Here is a 15356-nt window from a genome sequence, read left to right as displayed (position 1 = left end):
AGGCGGCCTCAACCGATGATCGTCCGTCTGGTTCAGCGGATCGCGATCCTCCTGGCCGGCCTTGCCGTGAGCTCCGTGCTGGTGTTCGCGTTCATGGCGGTGCTGCCGGGAGATCCGGCCCGTGTCGCCCTCGGCACCAGCGCGTCGGACTCGGCGGTGGCGCAGCTGCGCCAGGAGTTCGGGCTCGACCGGCCGCTCGTGGCCCAGTACTTCAGCTGGGTGCACGGGCTGGTGACCTTCGACCCGGGGAACTCCTACATCTCCCACGCGCCGATCGGCCCGCAGCTCGCCGACCGCCTCCAGGTCACCCTGTGGCTCGTCGGCACCGGCATGGTGATCGCCTGTGTGCTGGCCCTCCCCCTGGGCACGCTCATGGCCGTGCGGCACCGCAAGCCGTCCGGGCTCCTTCTCTCGGCCCTGTCCCAGGTCGGCGTGGCCGTCCCGGCCTTTCTCGCCGGCATCCTCCTGATCACCGTGTTCGCGGTGGGGCTCGGGTGGCTGCCGGCGAACGGCTGGACACCTCCGGCACAGGATCCGGTCCTGTTCCTCGAACAACTGGTGATGCCCGCGCTGTCCCTCGGCATCGTGCAGGCGGCGGTGGTCACCCGCTATGTCCGCAGCGCCGTGCTGGACGTCCTCCGGGAGGACTATCTGCGCACCGCTCGCGCCAAGGGGCTTCGCCCGACGCGGGCACTGCTGCGGCACGGCCTGCGGAACGCCGCGGTGCCCGTGGTCACCGTCCTGGCGTTGCAGCTCGCCACGCTGCTGGTGGGCTCCGTCGTCATCGAACGGGTCTTCGTCATCCCCGGGCTCGGCAGCCTGCTGCTGGACAGCGTCGCCAACCGGGACCTCATCGTGGTGCAGGACGTGGTCATGATCATCGCGATGGCGGTGCTGCTTGTGAACTTCCTGGTGGACATGGTCTATCTGCTGATCGACCCGCGGCTGCGGGGAGGTGCGTCATGAGCGCTCAGGACATCGAGACCACCGGCGCGTCCGCGGCGCCCGCCGGCCGCCGTCGGCGCCGTCCGGTCACGGGCAGCCTCCTGGTGGGCGGTTTCATCGTCTCGGCCGTGATCGGCATGGCGCTGCTGTCCTTCGTATGGACCCCGCACGACCCGACCCTGGTGGATCCCTCGGTGCGGCTCCAGGAGCCGTCGGCCGAGTACTGGTTCGGCACGGACAAATTCGGCCGCGATGTGTTCAGCCAGATCCTGATGGGCTCGCGCACCACGCTGTTCGTCGGCTTCGTGGCGGTGGGAGTCGCCGCCCTGATCGGCGTGCCCCTCGGCATCGCCGCCGCGATGGCGCCGCGTTGGCTGGGCGAGCTGCTGATGCGCGGCAACGACCTGCTGCTCGCCTTCCCCGCGCTCCTGCTGGCCATCATGTTCGCGGCCGTGTACGGCGCGGGCACACTGGTCGCGATGGTCGCCATCGGCATCGCGTCCATCCCCCATTTCGCCCGGCTGATCCGCGGCGGCGCGTTGCAGGTCATGAGGACCGAGTACGTCATCGCCGCGCGCGCGGCGGGCCGTGGGCCGTTCGCGATCGCCCTGCGACATGTCCTGCCCAATGTCAGCGGTCTCGTCATCGTGCAGGCGTCGGTCGGTTTCGCCATCGCCGTACTCGCCGAAGCCGCGCTGTCCTTCCTGGGCTTCGGAACGCCGCCGCCCACACCGTCCTGGGGCCGGATGCTGCAAGAGAGCCAGGAGCTGCTGTCGATCGCCCCGCGGCTCGCCGTGTTCCCTGGCGTCGCGATCGCGGTGGCGGTGCTGGGATTCAATCTGCTCGGTGACGGTCTGCGCGACCGTTTCGACCCCAAGCTGGAGGACCGCCGATGACCCCGGCACCCGACAGGGCGTCCGCCGAGGCTCCGGCCTCGGGGCAGGGCTCCCCCGACTCCCCCGATGATGTACTGACCGTGCGCCACCTCGACGTCACGGCGAACGGCCGCAAGCTGGTCGAAGACGTCGGCTTCACCATCCGGGCGGGCGAGCGGGTCGGCCTGATCGGTGAGTCGGGGTCGGGCAAGTCGCTGACCGCGCTGAGCCTCATGGGCCTGCTCCCCGAGGGGCTCCGGGCCTCGGGCTCGGTACGGCTCGCCGGAGTCGGCCATGATCTGGTGGGTGCCGACGAGGCGCGGATGTCCCGGGTGCGGGGCAAGGAGATCGCCATGGTCTTCCAGGAGCCCATGACCGCGTTGAACCCCACGATGAGGGTCGGGCGGCAGATCGCCGAGGTGCTGCTGATCCACCGGACCAGGCCCGACCGCGCGTCCGCCCGGGCCGCCGCCGTGGAACTGCTCGCCCAGGTGGGCCTCCCCGATCCCGAGAACGCCGCGCACGCCTATCCGCATCAGTTCTCCGGGGGCCAGCGGCAGCGGGTGGTGCTGGCCATCGCCCTCGCGAACGACCCCGCGCTCCTGGTCTGCGACGAACCCACCACCGCGCTCGACGTCACGGTGCAGGCGCGGGTGCTCGACCTGGTCGTGCGGGGCGTCCGGGACCGCGGATCGGCCATGCTCTTCATCACCCACGACCTGGCCGTGGTGGCCACCGTCTGCGAGCGGGTGATGGTCATGTACGGCGGGCGGCTGGTCGAGTCCGGACCGGTCCGGGAGGTGTTCACACGCCCCCGGCACCGCTATACCCAGGGCCTGATCGGCGCGTCGGATCTGACCGTGGTCGACGACCGCGGCCGGCTGGCCACGATCCGCGGGTCCGTTCCGCCCGCCGGCCGGTTCCCCGCCGGATGCGTGTTCGGAAACAGGTGCGATCACGCGACGGACGTGTGCGCCACCGGACCTGAATGGGTCCGGACCGGGCCGGACTCCGGCTATGCCTGCTTCCATCCGGTGCCCGGCGGCGGCGCGCACGCGACCGGCGCCACCCCCACCAACCAGGAGGCCGGCCGTGGCTGAGCAGCCGACCGGCGCCCCGCTCGGGACCGGGCCGCGGACCGGGCCGGTGGACGCCATCAGCGTCCGCGACATCACACGCGTCTACGGGCGGCCTCGTACCTCACTGCGCCGCCCCGGCCCGCCGGTGCACGCCCTGCGCGGCGTCGGCTTCGACATCCCTCAGGGGCAGCGGTTCGGCATCGTGGGCGAGTCCGGGTGCGGGAAGTCGACCCTGCTGCGGATCCTGGCCGGGCTCGACCGCCCCACCAGCGGCAGTGTCGCGATCGACGGCCGGGAGATCACCGGACTCCGGGAGAGACAGCTGACGTTCGTCCGCGAGCGGCTCCAGCTCGTGTTCCAGGACCCGATGAGTTCGCTGGACCCCCGTATGCGCGTGGGTGACATCGTGGCCGAGCCGCTCGTGGCACAGGGGCACGGCAACCGCCGGGAGCGGGTGGCCGAGTTGCTCGAGGCCGTCGGTCTGCGAGCGGACGCGGCGGACCGGTATCCGCACCAGTTCTCCGGTGGCCAGCGGCAGCGCATCTCGATCGCGCGCGCACTCGCCCCCCGACCGAAGATCATCGTGGCCGACGAGCCGGTGAGCGCCCTGGACGTCTCCGTACGGGCCCAGGTGCTCAACCTCATCGCCGACCTCGTCGACGAACTGGCCCTCACGCTGGTCTTCGTCTCCCACGACCTGTCCGTGGTGCGCCATGTGTGCGACCGGGTCGCGGTCATGCACGCCGGGCGGATCGTGGAGACCGGGCCCACGGAGCAGGTGTACGAGGACCCCCGGCATCCCTACACACGCAGGCTGATCGCCGCCGTTCCGACACTGGGCAGGGCACTGTCCGGAGTGTCGGCGGCCGACCTCAACCGGGAGTAGCGACCGTGACCACCCACGTCCCATCCGCCGACGGTGAATCCCCCGTGGGGAAGGAGTTTCCCGAGGGTCTTCCCATCGGCGACCACTGGGTCGAGGCACCCGCCACCGAGGACATCCGCTTCCCCTACGACGGTACGGTCCTCGCCCGTGCCCCCGTCGGGGACACCGGCCTCGCACGACAGGCGCTGGACGCGGCCCTCGCGTCACGCGAGCAGGTCGGGCGGCTGCCCTCGCACATCCGCAGGGCCGCGCTGCTCGCCGCGCACGAGGCCCTCACCTCCCGGCGCGCGGACTTCGAGCGGCTCCTGGTCCTGGAGACCGGCAAACCGCTGGTCGACTGCCGTATCGAGGTGGACCGCACCCTGCTGACCCTGCTGACGGCGGCCGAGGAGGTGGCCCGGCTGCACGGGGAGACGGTGCCGCTGGACCTGCTGCCCTCGGGCGAGGGCCTGCTCGGGTTCTGGACCCGCAAGCCGATCGGCGTGGTGGTGGGCATCGCGGGCTTCAACTACCCGCTGCTGCTCGCCGCGCACAAGGTCGCGCCGTCCCTGGCCGCCGGCTGCCCGGTCATCGTCAAGCCCGCCCCGCAGACGCCCCTGGCCACCCTGTGGCTGGTGCACCTCCTCCGCGAGGCCCTCGGCGCCGCCGACGCGCCGCGAGCCGCGGTCCAGCTGGTGACCGGGGGTCCCGAGGTGGGTGTCGCGCTGACCACCGACCGAAGGATCGGTGCGGTGTCCTTCACCGGTTCCGCCGCCGTGGGCCACCGGATCGCCCGGGACGCGGCACCCACCAAGGTGCTGCTCGAACTCGGCTCCAACGCCGCCCTGGTGGTGGCCGCAGACGCCGACCTCGACGCCGCCGCCGACGCGGTGGTGCGCGGCGGGTACTACGCGTCGGGCCAGGCGTGCATCAGCGTGCAGCGGGTCATCGTGGTGGACGCCGTGCGCGAGGAGTTCATGGCCCGTCTGACGGAGCGCGTGGCCCAGGTGGCCGTGGGCGACCCCCGCGATCCGCGGACGCGCGTCTCGGCGCTCATCGACCGGCGGTCGACCGAGCGGGTGCGCGCATGGCTGGACGAGGCGGTGGCGGCGGGGGCCTCCCTCGTCGCCGGAGGCCGCGTCACCGACGGGGTGCTCGAGCCCACCGTGCTGCTCGACCCGGACCGGACCCTCCCCGTCTGGAACGAGGAGGTCTTCGCCCCCGTGGTCGCGGTACGGTCCGTCCCCGATCTGGACACGGCCTTCGACCTGGTCAACGACTCGCGCTACGGACTGCACGCGAGCGTCTACACCAGCGCCCTGGAGACGGCGTTCACCGCTCTGGACCGCCTGGAGGTGGGCGGAGTGGTCGTCAACGAGGTTCCCGGCTTCCGTTCCGACGTCATGCCGTACGGCGGCGTGAAGGACTCCGGGGCCGGACGGGAGGGCCCGAGGTTCGCCATCGAAGAGCTCACCGTCACCCGTATGGCAGTGATCCGCCCGACGACGAAGAAGACATGAGGACCACAGTGCGAGCAACGGACCACACCAACGCGGTGGACGCGTACGCCGGCCTGTTCAGGCTCGACGGCCGTAAGGCCGTCGTGGTGGGCGCGGGCAGTGGAATCGGCCGCGAGAGCGCCCTGGCGCTCGCCGCACACGGCGCCACGGTGGTGTGCGCCGACCGTGATCCGGCGGCGGCCGAGGAGTCGGCGTCGATGGGGCCCGGCCTTGCCGCGTACGCCCTCGATGTGCTCGACGGCGAGGCGGTCGCGCGGGCCGCCGAGGAGCTCGGGCCCGTCGATGTGCTCGTCTTCACCGCCGCGACCAACGTGCGCAAGTCCCTGCTGGACTACACGGCGGAGGAATTCGAGCGGGTCGTGGCGCTCAATCTGCGCGCCTCCTTCGACCTGGTGCGGGCGTTCGGCCGTGGTATGGCCGAACGCGGCGCGGGAAGCATCATCGGCTTCAGCTCGATCCGCGCGGTGGCCGTCGAGCCGGGCCAGGGAGTGTACGCGGCCACGAAGGCGGGCCTCGTCCAGCTGCTGCGGACCGCGGCGGCCGAGCTGGGCCCGTCGGGCGTGCGGGTGAACGCCATCGCCCCGGGCGTCGTGGAGACACCACTGACCGCGCAGATCAGGGCGGTGCCGGAGTGGTCGGATGCCTACGCCGACAAGAGCGCCCTGGGCCGCTGGTCCCGGGCGGAGGAGTTGGCCGGCGCCGTCGTCTACCTCGCGTCGGACGCGTCTTCCTTCGTCACGGGGAGCCAGCTCTTCGTGGACGGAGGCTGGACGGCGATCGACGGACGCTATACGCCGCCCAGCTGACCGGACCTCGCATACGCTCCGGATCGGGAGCCGCCTCGCCGGCCTTCGTCTCCGCGCCTCGATGATCGGATCAAGGACCTCCCACGGGCCGGTCCTTGATCACAACCACATACGCTTCCTAACCGCGGACGGCGATCGTGGCGTCGAGTTCCACCAGTGCGCCTTGCGGCAGCACATGGGCCGGCAAGGCGGTTCGAGCGTGACGGCCCGCGTCGCCCAGGACGTCGAGCAACAGCTGAGAAGCCCCGTCGATCACCGACGGCTGGTCCACGAAGGTGGGTGAACTCGTGGCCCACGCGTTGAGCTTCAGTATCCGCTCCACATTGTCGAGGCCGACCGCGTCGTCCACCCGCGCCAGGAGGTTGAGCGCGGCGGTTCTCGCGGCGGTCACTCCGTCGGCCACGGTGGCATCGGCTCCCAGGCAGCCCCGTAGGATCTCGCCCGAGGCGGTCCGTGAGATCTGGCCGGACACGAAGAGCAGATCGCCCCATCGGGCGGTCGCCTCGTACGCGTAGCGGGGCGCACCGAGCACCGGAAGCTCGATGGACAGCGCCGTGAGGCGCTCCTGCACATCAGTCATGTCGCATCCCAGTTCAACGAGTCGGACAGGTGGACAGCCGTCATCGCTTGCTCAGGATGTAGGTGCGGTCGCGTCCGATGTACCAGAGATCCTCGGTGCCGATCGCCGCGTTCTCGTAGCGCCAAGGGATCTCGGCGGCGCCGTACGAACCGACCCCGAGGACGTGCTTGTAGCCGGGCCGGAGCTCGTTGGCGAACGACTCCTGCTTGCCCATGAGGTGGCCGACGTTGCGCTTGCGGTACTCCGTGTTGAAGTCGACGTCCGTCCCGAGCATCCCGATCTGGACCATCCGGTCGAGGTGCGGCGCGAGGTAGCGCAGGGTCCCCTCATGCACGTCCTCGCACACCACACCGGGCTTGAGCTGCCCGATGATGCCCTCACGCACCACGTCGAAGAAGAAGGTGTACGCCTCCTTCGCGGCCGCGGTGCGGGGCAGTGAGCGGGCCATGTCGGAGGTGGCGACGTTGACCCCGTCGAACACGATGCGCACACCGGCGTCGAGCTGGATGCATGTCGTCTCGTCGTTGATCGGGTAGTCCACCGGCGGGCCGGGGAAGAGCATCCGGTTCGACGAGTGGAGGTTGGTGAAGTACGGCTCGATGCCGAAGGGGATCTCGTTCACCGTGCGGAACTCGGCGATCTTCTTGAGGTACACCGCGTTGATGTCGAGCTCGCTGAACGAGCGGCCGGCGTCGAGGCCCTCCTCCGCCCAGGCCAGCGCCTCCTCGATGGCGAACACGCTCGCCCGCGCGGCGACGACCTGGAAGGCGAGGTCCTCGTGGTCGCGGATGTCCCGCCAGTGGCCGAGGTCTGCCGAGACCGGAACCAGTTCCGCGCCCTCGTGCTCGAGCTCGCGGGCCAGGCCGACGCTGATCCACTCGTCCTCGACCCCGGTCCGTACGCCACCGGCCAGGGCCCGGACTGCGGCGCCGATGGACGGGAACCGGCCGATGGCCGCCCCGGAGACCCCGGAGGTTCCCTCGGGCGCCAGCACGATCAGCTTGTCCGAACCGGCCAGCCACAGGGCCACCGCGCCATCCGGCTGCGCGAACCCGGTCGCCTCGGTGAAGTTGGGGGGCGCGGCGAGGAGCAGCGCGTCGAGAGAGCGGTCCCCGACGAGCGTCTTCAGCGCCGAGAACCGGCTGTCCGCACCGGCGGTGAACTCCTCCGCCAGACCGGAGAGGTGTTCGACGTTCTCGATGAGCCGCCGCGCGGTGCGGACGCCCGTCTCGCGCCACCCCGCGAACCTCGCCATGACCTCCTCGAGGTCGAGCTCGTAGGCGGTGACGGCGGTGGGGTCCTGGTCGGCGACGACGAGCTCGACGGAGCCGGAGAGCGCGCGGTAGTGGCTGTAGACGACGTCGGCGGCGAGGCTCACCGCGGCGCCGCCGGAGAGTTCCTGCACCAGGCTCGTCAGGGACGCCGAGGCGGGAGTGTCGGCGACGATCCGGGGGTCGATCGTGACCCAGGGGGCGTAGAACTTGATCTGGTCCTTCGGGACCCCGGCGGAGAGGGCGTTGCCCTGCTCCTGCTGGCGCACGAGCAGGTACTGGCCCTTGTCGGTCTGTGCGATCAGCGGTGCGACGAACGGGTAGGAGTCGAGGCGGATCGCGGAGAACAGGAGGCTCTTGCGTGCGTTGAGTCCGTAGGTCGCTTCGACCTGCGAGGCGTCTGCGGTGAGGCTCAGCATGGGTGCGGTGCTCCTATGATGTCGAATTCGGTGTCGGCGTCCGGGCCTGCGGCGGTCAGCTGATTCCGGTCACGACTCCGATGTGGGATTCGATTTCCGTCGTGTAGTCGGAGAAGGCCGTGGAGAACCGGTGCTCCTTGCCCCGGGGCCGCGGGAAGTCGATCGCGATGTCGGCGACGATCCGGCCGGGGCGGTCGCCGACGACGACCACCCGGTCGCCGAGCCAGACCGCCTCGGAGATGCTGTGGGTCACGAACAGGACGCTGCACCCCGTGGTCTGCCAGATGCGCTGGATCTCGAAGTTCATCGAATCGCGGGTCATGGCGTCGAGCGCGCCGAAGGGTTCGTCCATGAGCAGCAGTTCGGGGCGGGATACCAGCGCGCGGCAGATGGCCACCCGCTGCTGCATCCCGCCGCTGAGCTCGTAGGAGTAGTTCTTGGCCTTGCCGCCAAGACCCACCATCTCGAGCAGTTCCTGGGCGTAGCGCCGTGACTCGTCGGTGCGGGTGCCGCGGAATTCCAGGGGCAGGAGCACATTGTCGATGTTGTTGCGCCACGGCAGGAGCACGGGGCTCTGGAACACCATCGCGATGTCCTCGATCCCGTCGCGGATCGGCCGCCCCTTGACCAGGATTTCGCCCTCGGTGGGCTCCTGGAGGCCGGAGATCGTCTTGAGCAGTGTGGTCTTCCCGCTGCCGGACTGTCCGACGATCGAGACGAACTGTCCCGGCTTCACATGGAAGTCCAGCCCCTTGAGCACCGTGTTGCCTTGGCCGTCCCGGGATCGGTAGGTCTTTCCCACGTTGTTGACCGAGATGGCGTACTCGTTGTTCATGTGACTCTCCGTCCGGCCGTCACGGCGCCTGAATGGTCTCGTTGGAGTGCAGCGGCTCGAGATAGGAGTTGCTGTACACGTCCTTGGGCGTGAGGTTGCTCCCCGGGTTCAGGCCGAGGAACCGGCGGGCGACGTCGATCGTCTTCTGGACGCCGGCGTCGTCCATGACACCGAACTGGTTCGCCGACTTACCGGTGCCCCAGTTGAGTCCGCACTGTGCGCGGATCGCGAGGGTGATGGTCTTGGCCTCGTAGCCCGAGACCTCTTTCTGGAAATCCTTCGCGGCGTCGGCCGGGTGCCGGCACGCCCACAGATAGCCCTTCTGCATCGCCCGGTTGAACCGCCGCACCTGCTCGGGATCGTTTTTGAGCTTCTCGTCGGAGACGACGATCCCGTTGCCGTAGAGGTTGATGCCCAGGTCGGACCACTTCAGCACGAATGCCTTCCGGCCGAGTGCGTCAATGGCCGGCTGGTCGGAGACGTACAGGGCGAGGTTGGCGTCCCACTGACCGGCCAGCAGGCCGGGGATCTTCGATGCGCTCGCGGCGGAGACGACATTGACATCGCCCTCCTTGAGCCCCAGCTTGTGCATCGCGAACGGCCACATCGCGGCCATCGCACCACCGCCCTCGGTGGCGACCGTCTTGCCCCGGAGGTCGGACCAATCCTTGATTCCGGTGCCCGCGAGCCCGACGACGGCGTAGGCGGACCTGGCCTGGAGGAGGTTGACCTGCTTGACCTTGGCGCCCCTGCCCTGGGCGGTGACCGTGGCGCCGAAGTCCGCCCAGCCGGCGTCGACCTTGCCGGTGACGACGGAGGTGACCGTGTTGGTCGAACCGGACCCCGGCATGACCGTGAGGTCGAGACCTTCCGCCTTGAAGAAGCCCCGCTCGACGGCCGAGATGAACAGAGCGTGCTTCGGCAGGTACCCCACGTCGAGCATGAGGGTCATCGAATTCTTGCCGCCGTTGCCCGCGCAGCCCGACACGGACATGAGGAGCACCGCCCCGGCGATCGCGGCGATCCTGCGGATCGAATTACGCATTCGAGTCTCCGATCCCCGCGGTCACTTTGCGTGGTTCTTCCACGGGACCAGCTTTCGTCCCGCGAAGTCGACGATGAAGAACAACGCCAGGGCGATGGCGGCGAGCACGATGAAGGCCGCGAACATCGACGGGAGGTCGACCTGGCTGTTGGCGAGGAGGATGACATATCCCAACCCCTTGGAGCCGGCGATGAACTCACCGACGACCGCCCCACCCACAGCGAGCGAGATGGAGATCTTCGCCCCGGAGAAGATCGACGGGATCGCGTAGATGAAATCGATCTTCGTCATCTTCTTCCACGGCGACGCCTTGTTGATCCGTGCGAGTTCTTGCAGTTCGTGGGGTACCGAACTCAGACCGTCATAGGTGTTGATCACCAGGGGGAAGAACGCGATGGCCATCGCGACGAACGCCTTCGACTCGAAGCCGAACCCGAACCACACGATGAACAGCGGCGCGAGCGCCACCTTGGGGATGGTGTCGATCGCGATGAGCGCGGGGTAGAGGAAACTGCGCACGGTCGGCGAGTAATGCAGCACCGCACCGCACAGAATTCCGAGCGCGGTGCCGAGCGCGAACCCGGCAAGCGCCTCCTGCAACGTGACCCAGGTGTTGCTCGCGAAGTAGTCGGGCCGCTTGATCAGCTCGTCGAAGGCCGAGATCGGCCCGACCGCCAGGTATTCCGGCGGGCTGAAGATGATCACCACCAGCTGCCATACGACGAAGAGGCCGACGATGCCCGCGACCGCCTTCGCACCAACCGCGATCGAGTCACGGCTGAACATTCTCGGCTTGGATCTCACCGGTCCGCCGAGGGCCGCCTCGGGCGGGGACTGACGCAGGCCGTCCGAGCCGACTTCACTGACTTCAGGAGAGGCCATGGCGGAACCCCCCGTCGAAGGGCGCGCCGTGCGCGGACAGGGCCGTGGCCACCGGGTGGGGATACGGGCGCCGACAGGAGCCTGTGGCGGGGAGCGGAGACGCGGCCGGTATCCGGCGCGGCGAGGGGGGCGGCGAGAGCCATCGCGGTGTCATTACGTCCTCACAACATTGGAAGGGTTGCCACTGGGCAGTCGCGGGCATGGCCGGCGGGGCCGGACCTTGGCCAGGTGGATATCGCCTCACCCGGCCGACCGGTCAATCGGCGCTGTCGACGGCGAGCGCGTCTCGACTGGGTTCACCGTCGAGTCGGCGCCACACACCAAGCGGATTTTCGTCACGAACCTCAGCAGGCAACAGCGCGGTCGGCACGTCCTGATAGGCTACGGGCCGCAGAAAACGCTCGATCGCGAGCGTTCCGACGGAAGTACTTCGAGGGTCTGTCGTGGCCGGGAACGGTCCACCGTGCACCATCGCGTGTCCGACCTCCACCCCGGTGGGCCAGCCGTCGAACAGGATCCGGCCCGCTCGCTCCTCCAGGAGCGGCAGCAGCTTCGCGGCGAGTGGATGATCGGCCTCATCGGCGTGCACGGTCCCGGTGAGCTGACCTTCCAACGTCTCCACCGCCGCGGTCAGCTCCGCGATGTCCGCGCAGCGGACGAGCAGCGATGTGGCGCCGAAGACCTCGGCCTGTAGCGCCGGATCGGCGGCGAACCGAGCACCGTCGACGGTCAGCAGCCGGGCGCGGCCACAAGCCACGCTGTCGGGCCGGCTGCCATGCGCGAACTCATCGACGCCGTCCCGGGCCGCGAGGGCGTCACCGGCGGCGGTGTAGTGGTCGGCGATGCCCGTGGTGAGCATGGTGGCTCCGGCGTCGGCCGCGACGGCGTCGGCCGCGGCCCTCATGAACGTGTCGAGGCCCGGTCCTTCGATGGCGAGCACCAGACCGGGGTTGGTGCAGAACTGCCCGGCGCCGAGCGTCAGCGATCCGGCGAACGCTGCGCCCAGCCCGGCGCCGCGGGATTCGAGCGCCGCGGGTAGCAGCAGCACGGGATTGATGCTGCTCATCTCCGCGTACACCGGGATCGGCACCGGCCGATCCGCCGCCATGGCCGCGATCGCCAGCCCGCCTTCGCGGGACCCGGTGAAACCCACGGCACGGATCCTCGGATCTCTGACGAGTCGGGCGCCCACCTCGGTCCCACCGCCGACGAGCTGGGAAAACACCCCCTCGGGCATACCCGTGTCAGCCGCCGCCTGGGCGATCGTCCGCGCCACCAGCTCCGCGGTGCCCAGATGCGCCTGATGCGCCTTGACGACCACCGGGCACCCGGCGGCCAGCGCCGATGCCGTGTCGCCCCCGGCGGTGGAGAAGGCCAGTGGGAAGTTGCTCGCGCCGAACACCGCGACCGGACCGAGCGCGATCCGGCGCTGCCGGATATCGGCGCGCGGGAGCGGTTCGCGGTTGAGCCGTGCCGGATCGATGCGGGCCCCCTGCCAGGTGCCGGCCCGTAGCTCCGCGGCGAACAGGCGCAGCTGACCGCTGGTGCGACCGACTTCGCCGGTGAGCCGCGGACGAGGCAGCGCGGTCTCGGTGTGGGCGCACTCGACCAGTGAATCCCGACGCTCGTCGAGCAGATCGGCGATGCGCTCGAGGAATGCGGCACGCCGCTCGGCAGCGGTCGCCCGAAAAGCCGTGAATGCCTGCTTTGCCAGGGCACATGCCCGCTCGATGTGCTCGACCGACGCCGCGCGGTAGCCAGGATCGAGAGCCTCGCCGGTACGGGGATCGACGGACCGGATCTCCTCACCCGTGCCGATGACGGGTTCGGCTCCGATGACCATGACACCGGCAGGGCTGGTCCGGGGGTGAGCGGACACGAGTGGCTCCTTGCGCTTCATCGGATCGGTGGCGTCAGACGACGGCGGTGCGCGATGCCTCGATGACATCGGCCAACAGTTCACGCTCGGGGTCGTCCAGATCGGTCAGCGGCGGCCGCACCGGACCGGCCGGATGTCCGGCCAGATCCATACCGGCCTTGACGATGCTCACCGCGTAGCCCGCCTTACGGTCACGAATCGTGGTGTACGGCAGCACGACCTCGTCGAGCAGCCGGCGCACCGTCGTCCGGTCCCCCGCCCGCACCGCGCCGTAGAAGGCCAGGGCGAACTCGGGCAGGAAGTTGAAGATCGCCGAACTGTAGGTCGTGACACCCAACTCCAGGTACGGCAGCGCGAACGTCTCCGCCGTCGGCAGCCCGCCGATGTAGACCAGGCGGTCACCGAGACGCGAGTGGATCCGGGTGATCTCCTCCAGATCACCTACACCGTCCTTGAATCCGATCAGATTCGGGCAGGTGTCGGCGACCGCGGCCACGGTGTCCGATGTGTACACGGCATTCGCACGGCTGTAGAGCACCACGCCCAGCGAAGTGGATTCGCAGACCGCGCGCACATGAGCGGTGAGGCCGTCCGCGGATGCCTCGGTGAGGTAGGGCGGGAACAGCAGCAGGCCGTCGGCGCCGGCCGCCTCGGCGTCGCGGGCCATCTCGACCGCCTGCGCGGTGCCGTGTCCGGCCGGGGCGAGGATCGGGGTGCCCTTGGGCGCGCTGCCGACGGCGGCTCGGACCACGGTGCCGACTTCCCGCGGGGTCAGGGAGAAGAACTCCCCCGTCCCGCCGGCGGCGAACAGACCGGCGATCTCGTACTTGCCCAGGCGGCCGATGTTCTCCCGGTAGGCGGCCTCGTCGAACGCCAGGTCACGGGTGAAGTGGGTGACGGGAAACGACAGCAGCCCGGAGCCGAGGCGCTCGGCAAGCTCGGTCGGGGTAAAGGCGCGCATTAACGTTTCCTCCCGGGAAGTACAGGACAGCGACTGCGAGAACCATAGGAACCAAAACGATGCACGTCCAACACTTCTTTGGGATCAACCAATACCTATAATGGATCGATGTTTACGCTGAGCCAGCTCGAGAGCTTCGTCGCCGTCGCCGAGACACTGCACTACGGCCGCGCGGCGGAACGGCTGTCGATGACCCAGCCCCCGCTGTCCCGGCGGATCCAGCTGCTGGAGCGCGAACTGGACGTCGAGCTGTTCGACCGGATCGGTCGCTCCGTCCGGCTCACCGCGGCCGGACGGGCGTTCCTGAGCGACGCCCGGCGCATTCTCGGGCTGTCCGAGCAGGCGGCGCTGTCGGTGCGCCGGGTGCCCGCGGGCGAGATCGGGACAGTGGCACTGGGTTTCACGGCGTCCTCGGCGCACTCGGTGCTCGACGCCATCGTCGGCGGCATTCACACCCGGCTGCCCGGCGTCGATCTGGTGCTGCGTGAGCGGGTGTCCGGACGGCAGATGGAGGAGCTGCACTCCGGGGAACTGGACCTTGGCCTGGTCCGTCCCCCGGTCCCCGGCACCGGGCTCGAGCACCGCCCGCTGCACCGGGAAGCCCTGCTGGCCGCGATCCCGGCCGGGCACCCGCTGGCCGCGCCGGACCGGGTGCCGCACGTGCGCGACCTCGACGGCGAGCCGTTCGTGATGTACTCACCGGCCGAGGCCCGCTACTTCTACGAGGTGCTGGTCGGCGTCTTCCGCGGTGCCGGGATCGCGCCCTGGTACGTACACCACCTCAGCCAGGTGCACACGATCCTGGCACTGGTGCGAGCCGGGTTGGGGCTCGCGCTGGTACCCCGGGCCGCCGAGGAGCTCGGGCTGGACGGCGTCGTGCTGCGCCCGGTGGTCGGCGTCGAGGGCGAGCCGGTCGAACTCGTCGCCGCCTGGCGGGCGAACGACGACAGCCCGGCCCTGCACGCCGTCCGGGACCTGGTGATCGACCTGGCCGGCCGAGGCTTCTCCTGACGGCCGCGTCCGGGCGGGCCGAGGCCAAGGGCGAACCGTTCCACGACCGGGCCACCGCCCGTCCGCCCGCCGTCGCCCACTCCGCCGACCGGGAAAGCTGCTTCATGCCCGACTCGGCGAAGCACAACGTGCCCGCCGCACCGCCCAACTCGTCCCCCGGTCGGTGAAGGTGGGTCAGTCGCCATGCGGCGGCCCGGGTGGGTCGAGTCGGTAGCCGTGTCCGCGCAGGGTGGTGAGGTCGGGCAGGGTCACCGGCTCGGGCATGGCGGAGGCCGCGGTCTGCAACCGGCGGCGTAGCGAGGAGATGGTGACGTCGAGGGTTTTGGTCGGTCCGTACCAGTTCTCGTCCCACACCTGTGCCATGAGGGATTCGCGGGAGACGG

15 protein-coding genes are annotated in these 15356 nt (G+C 69.9%); 7 read left to right on the top strand and 8 right to left on the bottom strand.

What is annotated here, in order from left to right:
* Window positions 1-15: 15 nt before the first annotated feature.
* The 6 genes from AB0E24_RS33575 to AB0E24_RS33550 are packed head-to-tail and all read left to right on the top strand — an operon-like array spanning window position 16 to window position 6090.
* Window positions 16-966 carry an ABC transporter permease gene (locus AB0E24_RS33575; protein ID WP_359382695.1) on the top strand — a complete coding sequence of 317 codons (951 nt, stop codon included), beginning with the start codon at window positions 16-18 and terminating at the stop codon, window positions 964-966.
* Window positions 963-1841, top strand: a complete 879-nt coding sequence (locus tag AB0E24_RS33570; protein ID WP_351377728.1) for an ABC transporter permease — start codon at window positions 963-965, stop codon at window positions 1839-1841. The genes AB0E24_RS33575 and AB0E24_RS33570 overlap by 4 nt, the downstream gene beginning before the upstream one ends.
* On the top strand, window positions 1838-2920 hold the full coding sequence (locus AB0E24_RS33565) for an ABC transporter ATP-binding protein (protein WP_359382691.1): 1083 nt from the start codon (window positions 1838-1840) through the stop codon (window positions 2918-2920). The genes AB0E24_RS33570 and AB0E24_RS33565 overlap by 4 nt, the downstream gene beginning before the upstream one ends.
* Window positions 2913-3785 carry an ATP-binding cassette domain-containing protein gene (locus tag AB0E24_RS33560; RefSeq protein WP_359382688.1) on the top strand — a complete coding sequence of 291 codons (873 nt, stop codon included), beginning with the start codon at window positions 2913-2915 and terminating at the stop codon, window positions 3783-3785. Before AB0E24_RS33565 ends, AB0E24_RS33560 begins: the two co-directional genes overlap by 8 nt.
* Before the next feature lie 5 nt (window positions 3786-3790).
* Window positions 3791-5284, top strand: coding sequence for an aldehyde dehydrogenase family protein (locus tag AB0E24_RS33555; RefSeq protein WP_359382686.1), 1494 nt, complete (start codon window positions 3791-3793; stop codon window positions 5282-5284).
* On the top strand, window positions 5281-6090 hold the full coding sequence (locus AB0E24_RS33550; RefSeq protein ID WP_359382683.1) for an SDR family NAD(P)-dependent oxidoreductase: 810 nt from the start codon (window positions 5281-5283) through the stop codon (window positions 6088-6090). The genes AB0E24_RS33555 and AB0E24_RS33550 overlap by 4 nt, the downstream gene beginning before the upstream one ends.
* A gap of 118 nt (window positions 6091-6208) precedes the next feature.
* On the opposite strand, the gene AB0E24_RS33545 is transcribed toward AB0E24_RS33550, so the two are convergent.
* From AB0E24_RS33545 to kdgD, 7 genes are all read right to left on the bottom strand, one after another.
* Complete coding sequence (locus AB0E24_RS33545) at window positions 6209-6670, bottom strand: RidA family protein (protein WP_099016412.1); 462 nt, start codon at window positions 6668-6670, stop codon at window positions 6209-6211.
* A 40-nt stretch (window positions 6671-6710) separates the two neighbouring features.
* Complete coding sequence (locus AB0E24_RS33540) at window positions 6711-8360, bottom strand: M24 family metallopeptidase (RefSeq protein WP_359382678.1); 1650 nt, start codon at window positions 8358-8360, stop codon at window positions 6711-6713.
* A 55-nt stretch (window positions 8361-8415) separates the two neighbouring features.
* Window positions 8416-9195, bottom strand: a complete 780-nt coding sequence (locus AB0E24_RS33535) for an ABC transporter ATP-binding protein (RefSeq protein WP_359382675.1) — start codon at window positions 9193-9195, stop codon at window positions 8416-8418.
* Window positions 9196-9214: 19 nt separating this feature from the next.
* Window positions 9215-10240 carry an ABC transporter substrate-binding protein gene (locus AB0E24_RS33530; RefSeq protein ID WP_069868218.1) on the bottom strand — a complete coding sequence of 342 codons (1026 nt, stop codon included), beginning with the start codon at window positions 10238-10240 and terminating at the stop codon, window positions 9215-9217.
* A 21-nt stretch (window positions 10241-10261) separates the two neighbouring features.
* Window positions 10262-11122, bottom strand: a complete 861-nt coding sequence (locus AB0E24_RS33525) for an ABC transporter permease (protein ID WP_231981110.1) — start codon at window positions 11120-11122, stop codon at window positions 10262-10264.
* 256 nt (window positions 11123-11378) lie between these two features.
* Window positions 11379-13001, bottom strand: a complete 1623-nt coding sequence (locus tag AB0E24_RS33520) for an aldehyde dehydrogenase (NADP(+)) (RefSeq protein WP_359382671.1) — start codon at window positions 12999-13001, stop codon at window positions 11379-11381.
* Between the two features lie 34 nt (window positions 13002-13035).
* On the bottom strand, window positions 13036-13962 hold the full coding sequence (kdgD, locus tag AB0E24_RS33515; protein WP_069868220.1) for a 5-dehydro-4-deoxyglucarate dehydratase: 927 nt from the start codon (window positions 13960-13962) through the stop codon (window positions 13036-13038).
* Between the two features lie 108 nt (window positions 13963-14070).
* Between kdgD and AB0E24_RS33510 the strand changes: the two genes are divergently transcribed.
* Window positions 14071-14973: a LysR family transcriptional regulator gene (locus tag AB0E24_RS33510; protein WP_069868221.1), complete on the top strand. Its 903-nt coding sequence runs from the start codon at window positions 14071-14073 to the stop codon at window positions 14971-14973.
* 174 nt (window positions 14974-15147) lie between these two features.
* Here AB0E24_RS33510 and AB0E24_RS33505 read toward each other — a convergent pair.
* On the bottom strand, window positions 15148-15356 hold a 209-nt coding region (locus tag AB0E24_RS33505; protein WP_359382668.1), incomplete at its 5' end, for a winged helix-turn-helix domain-containing protein.

This window comes from Streptomyces malaysiensis subsp. malaysiensis, from assembly GCF_040653035.1.
GTDB classification, from domain to species: domain Bacteria; phylum Actinomycetota; class Actinomycetes; order Streptomycetales; family Streptomycetaceae; genus Streptomyces; species Streptomyces malaysiensis.
The sequence above is the reverse complement of the archived record's forward strand: the minus strand, read 5'-3'. Positions and strand labels throughout refer to the sequence as shown.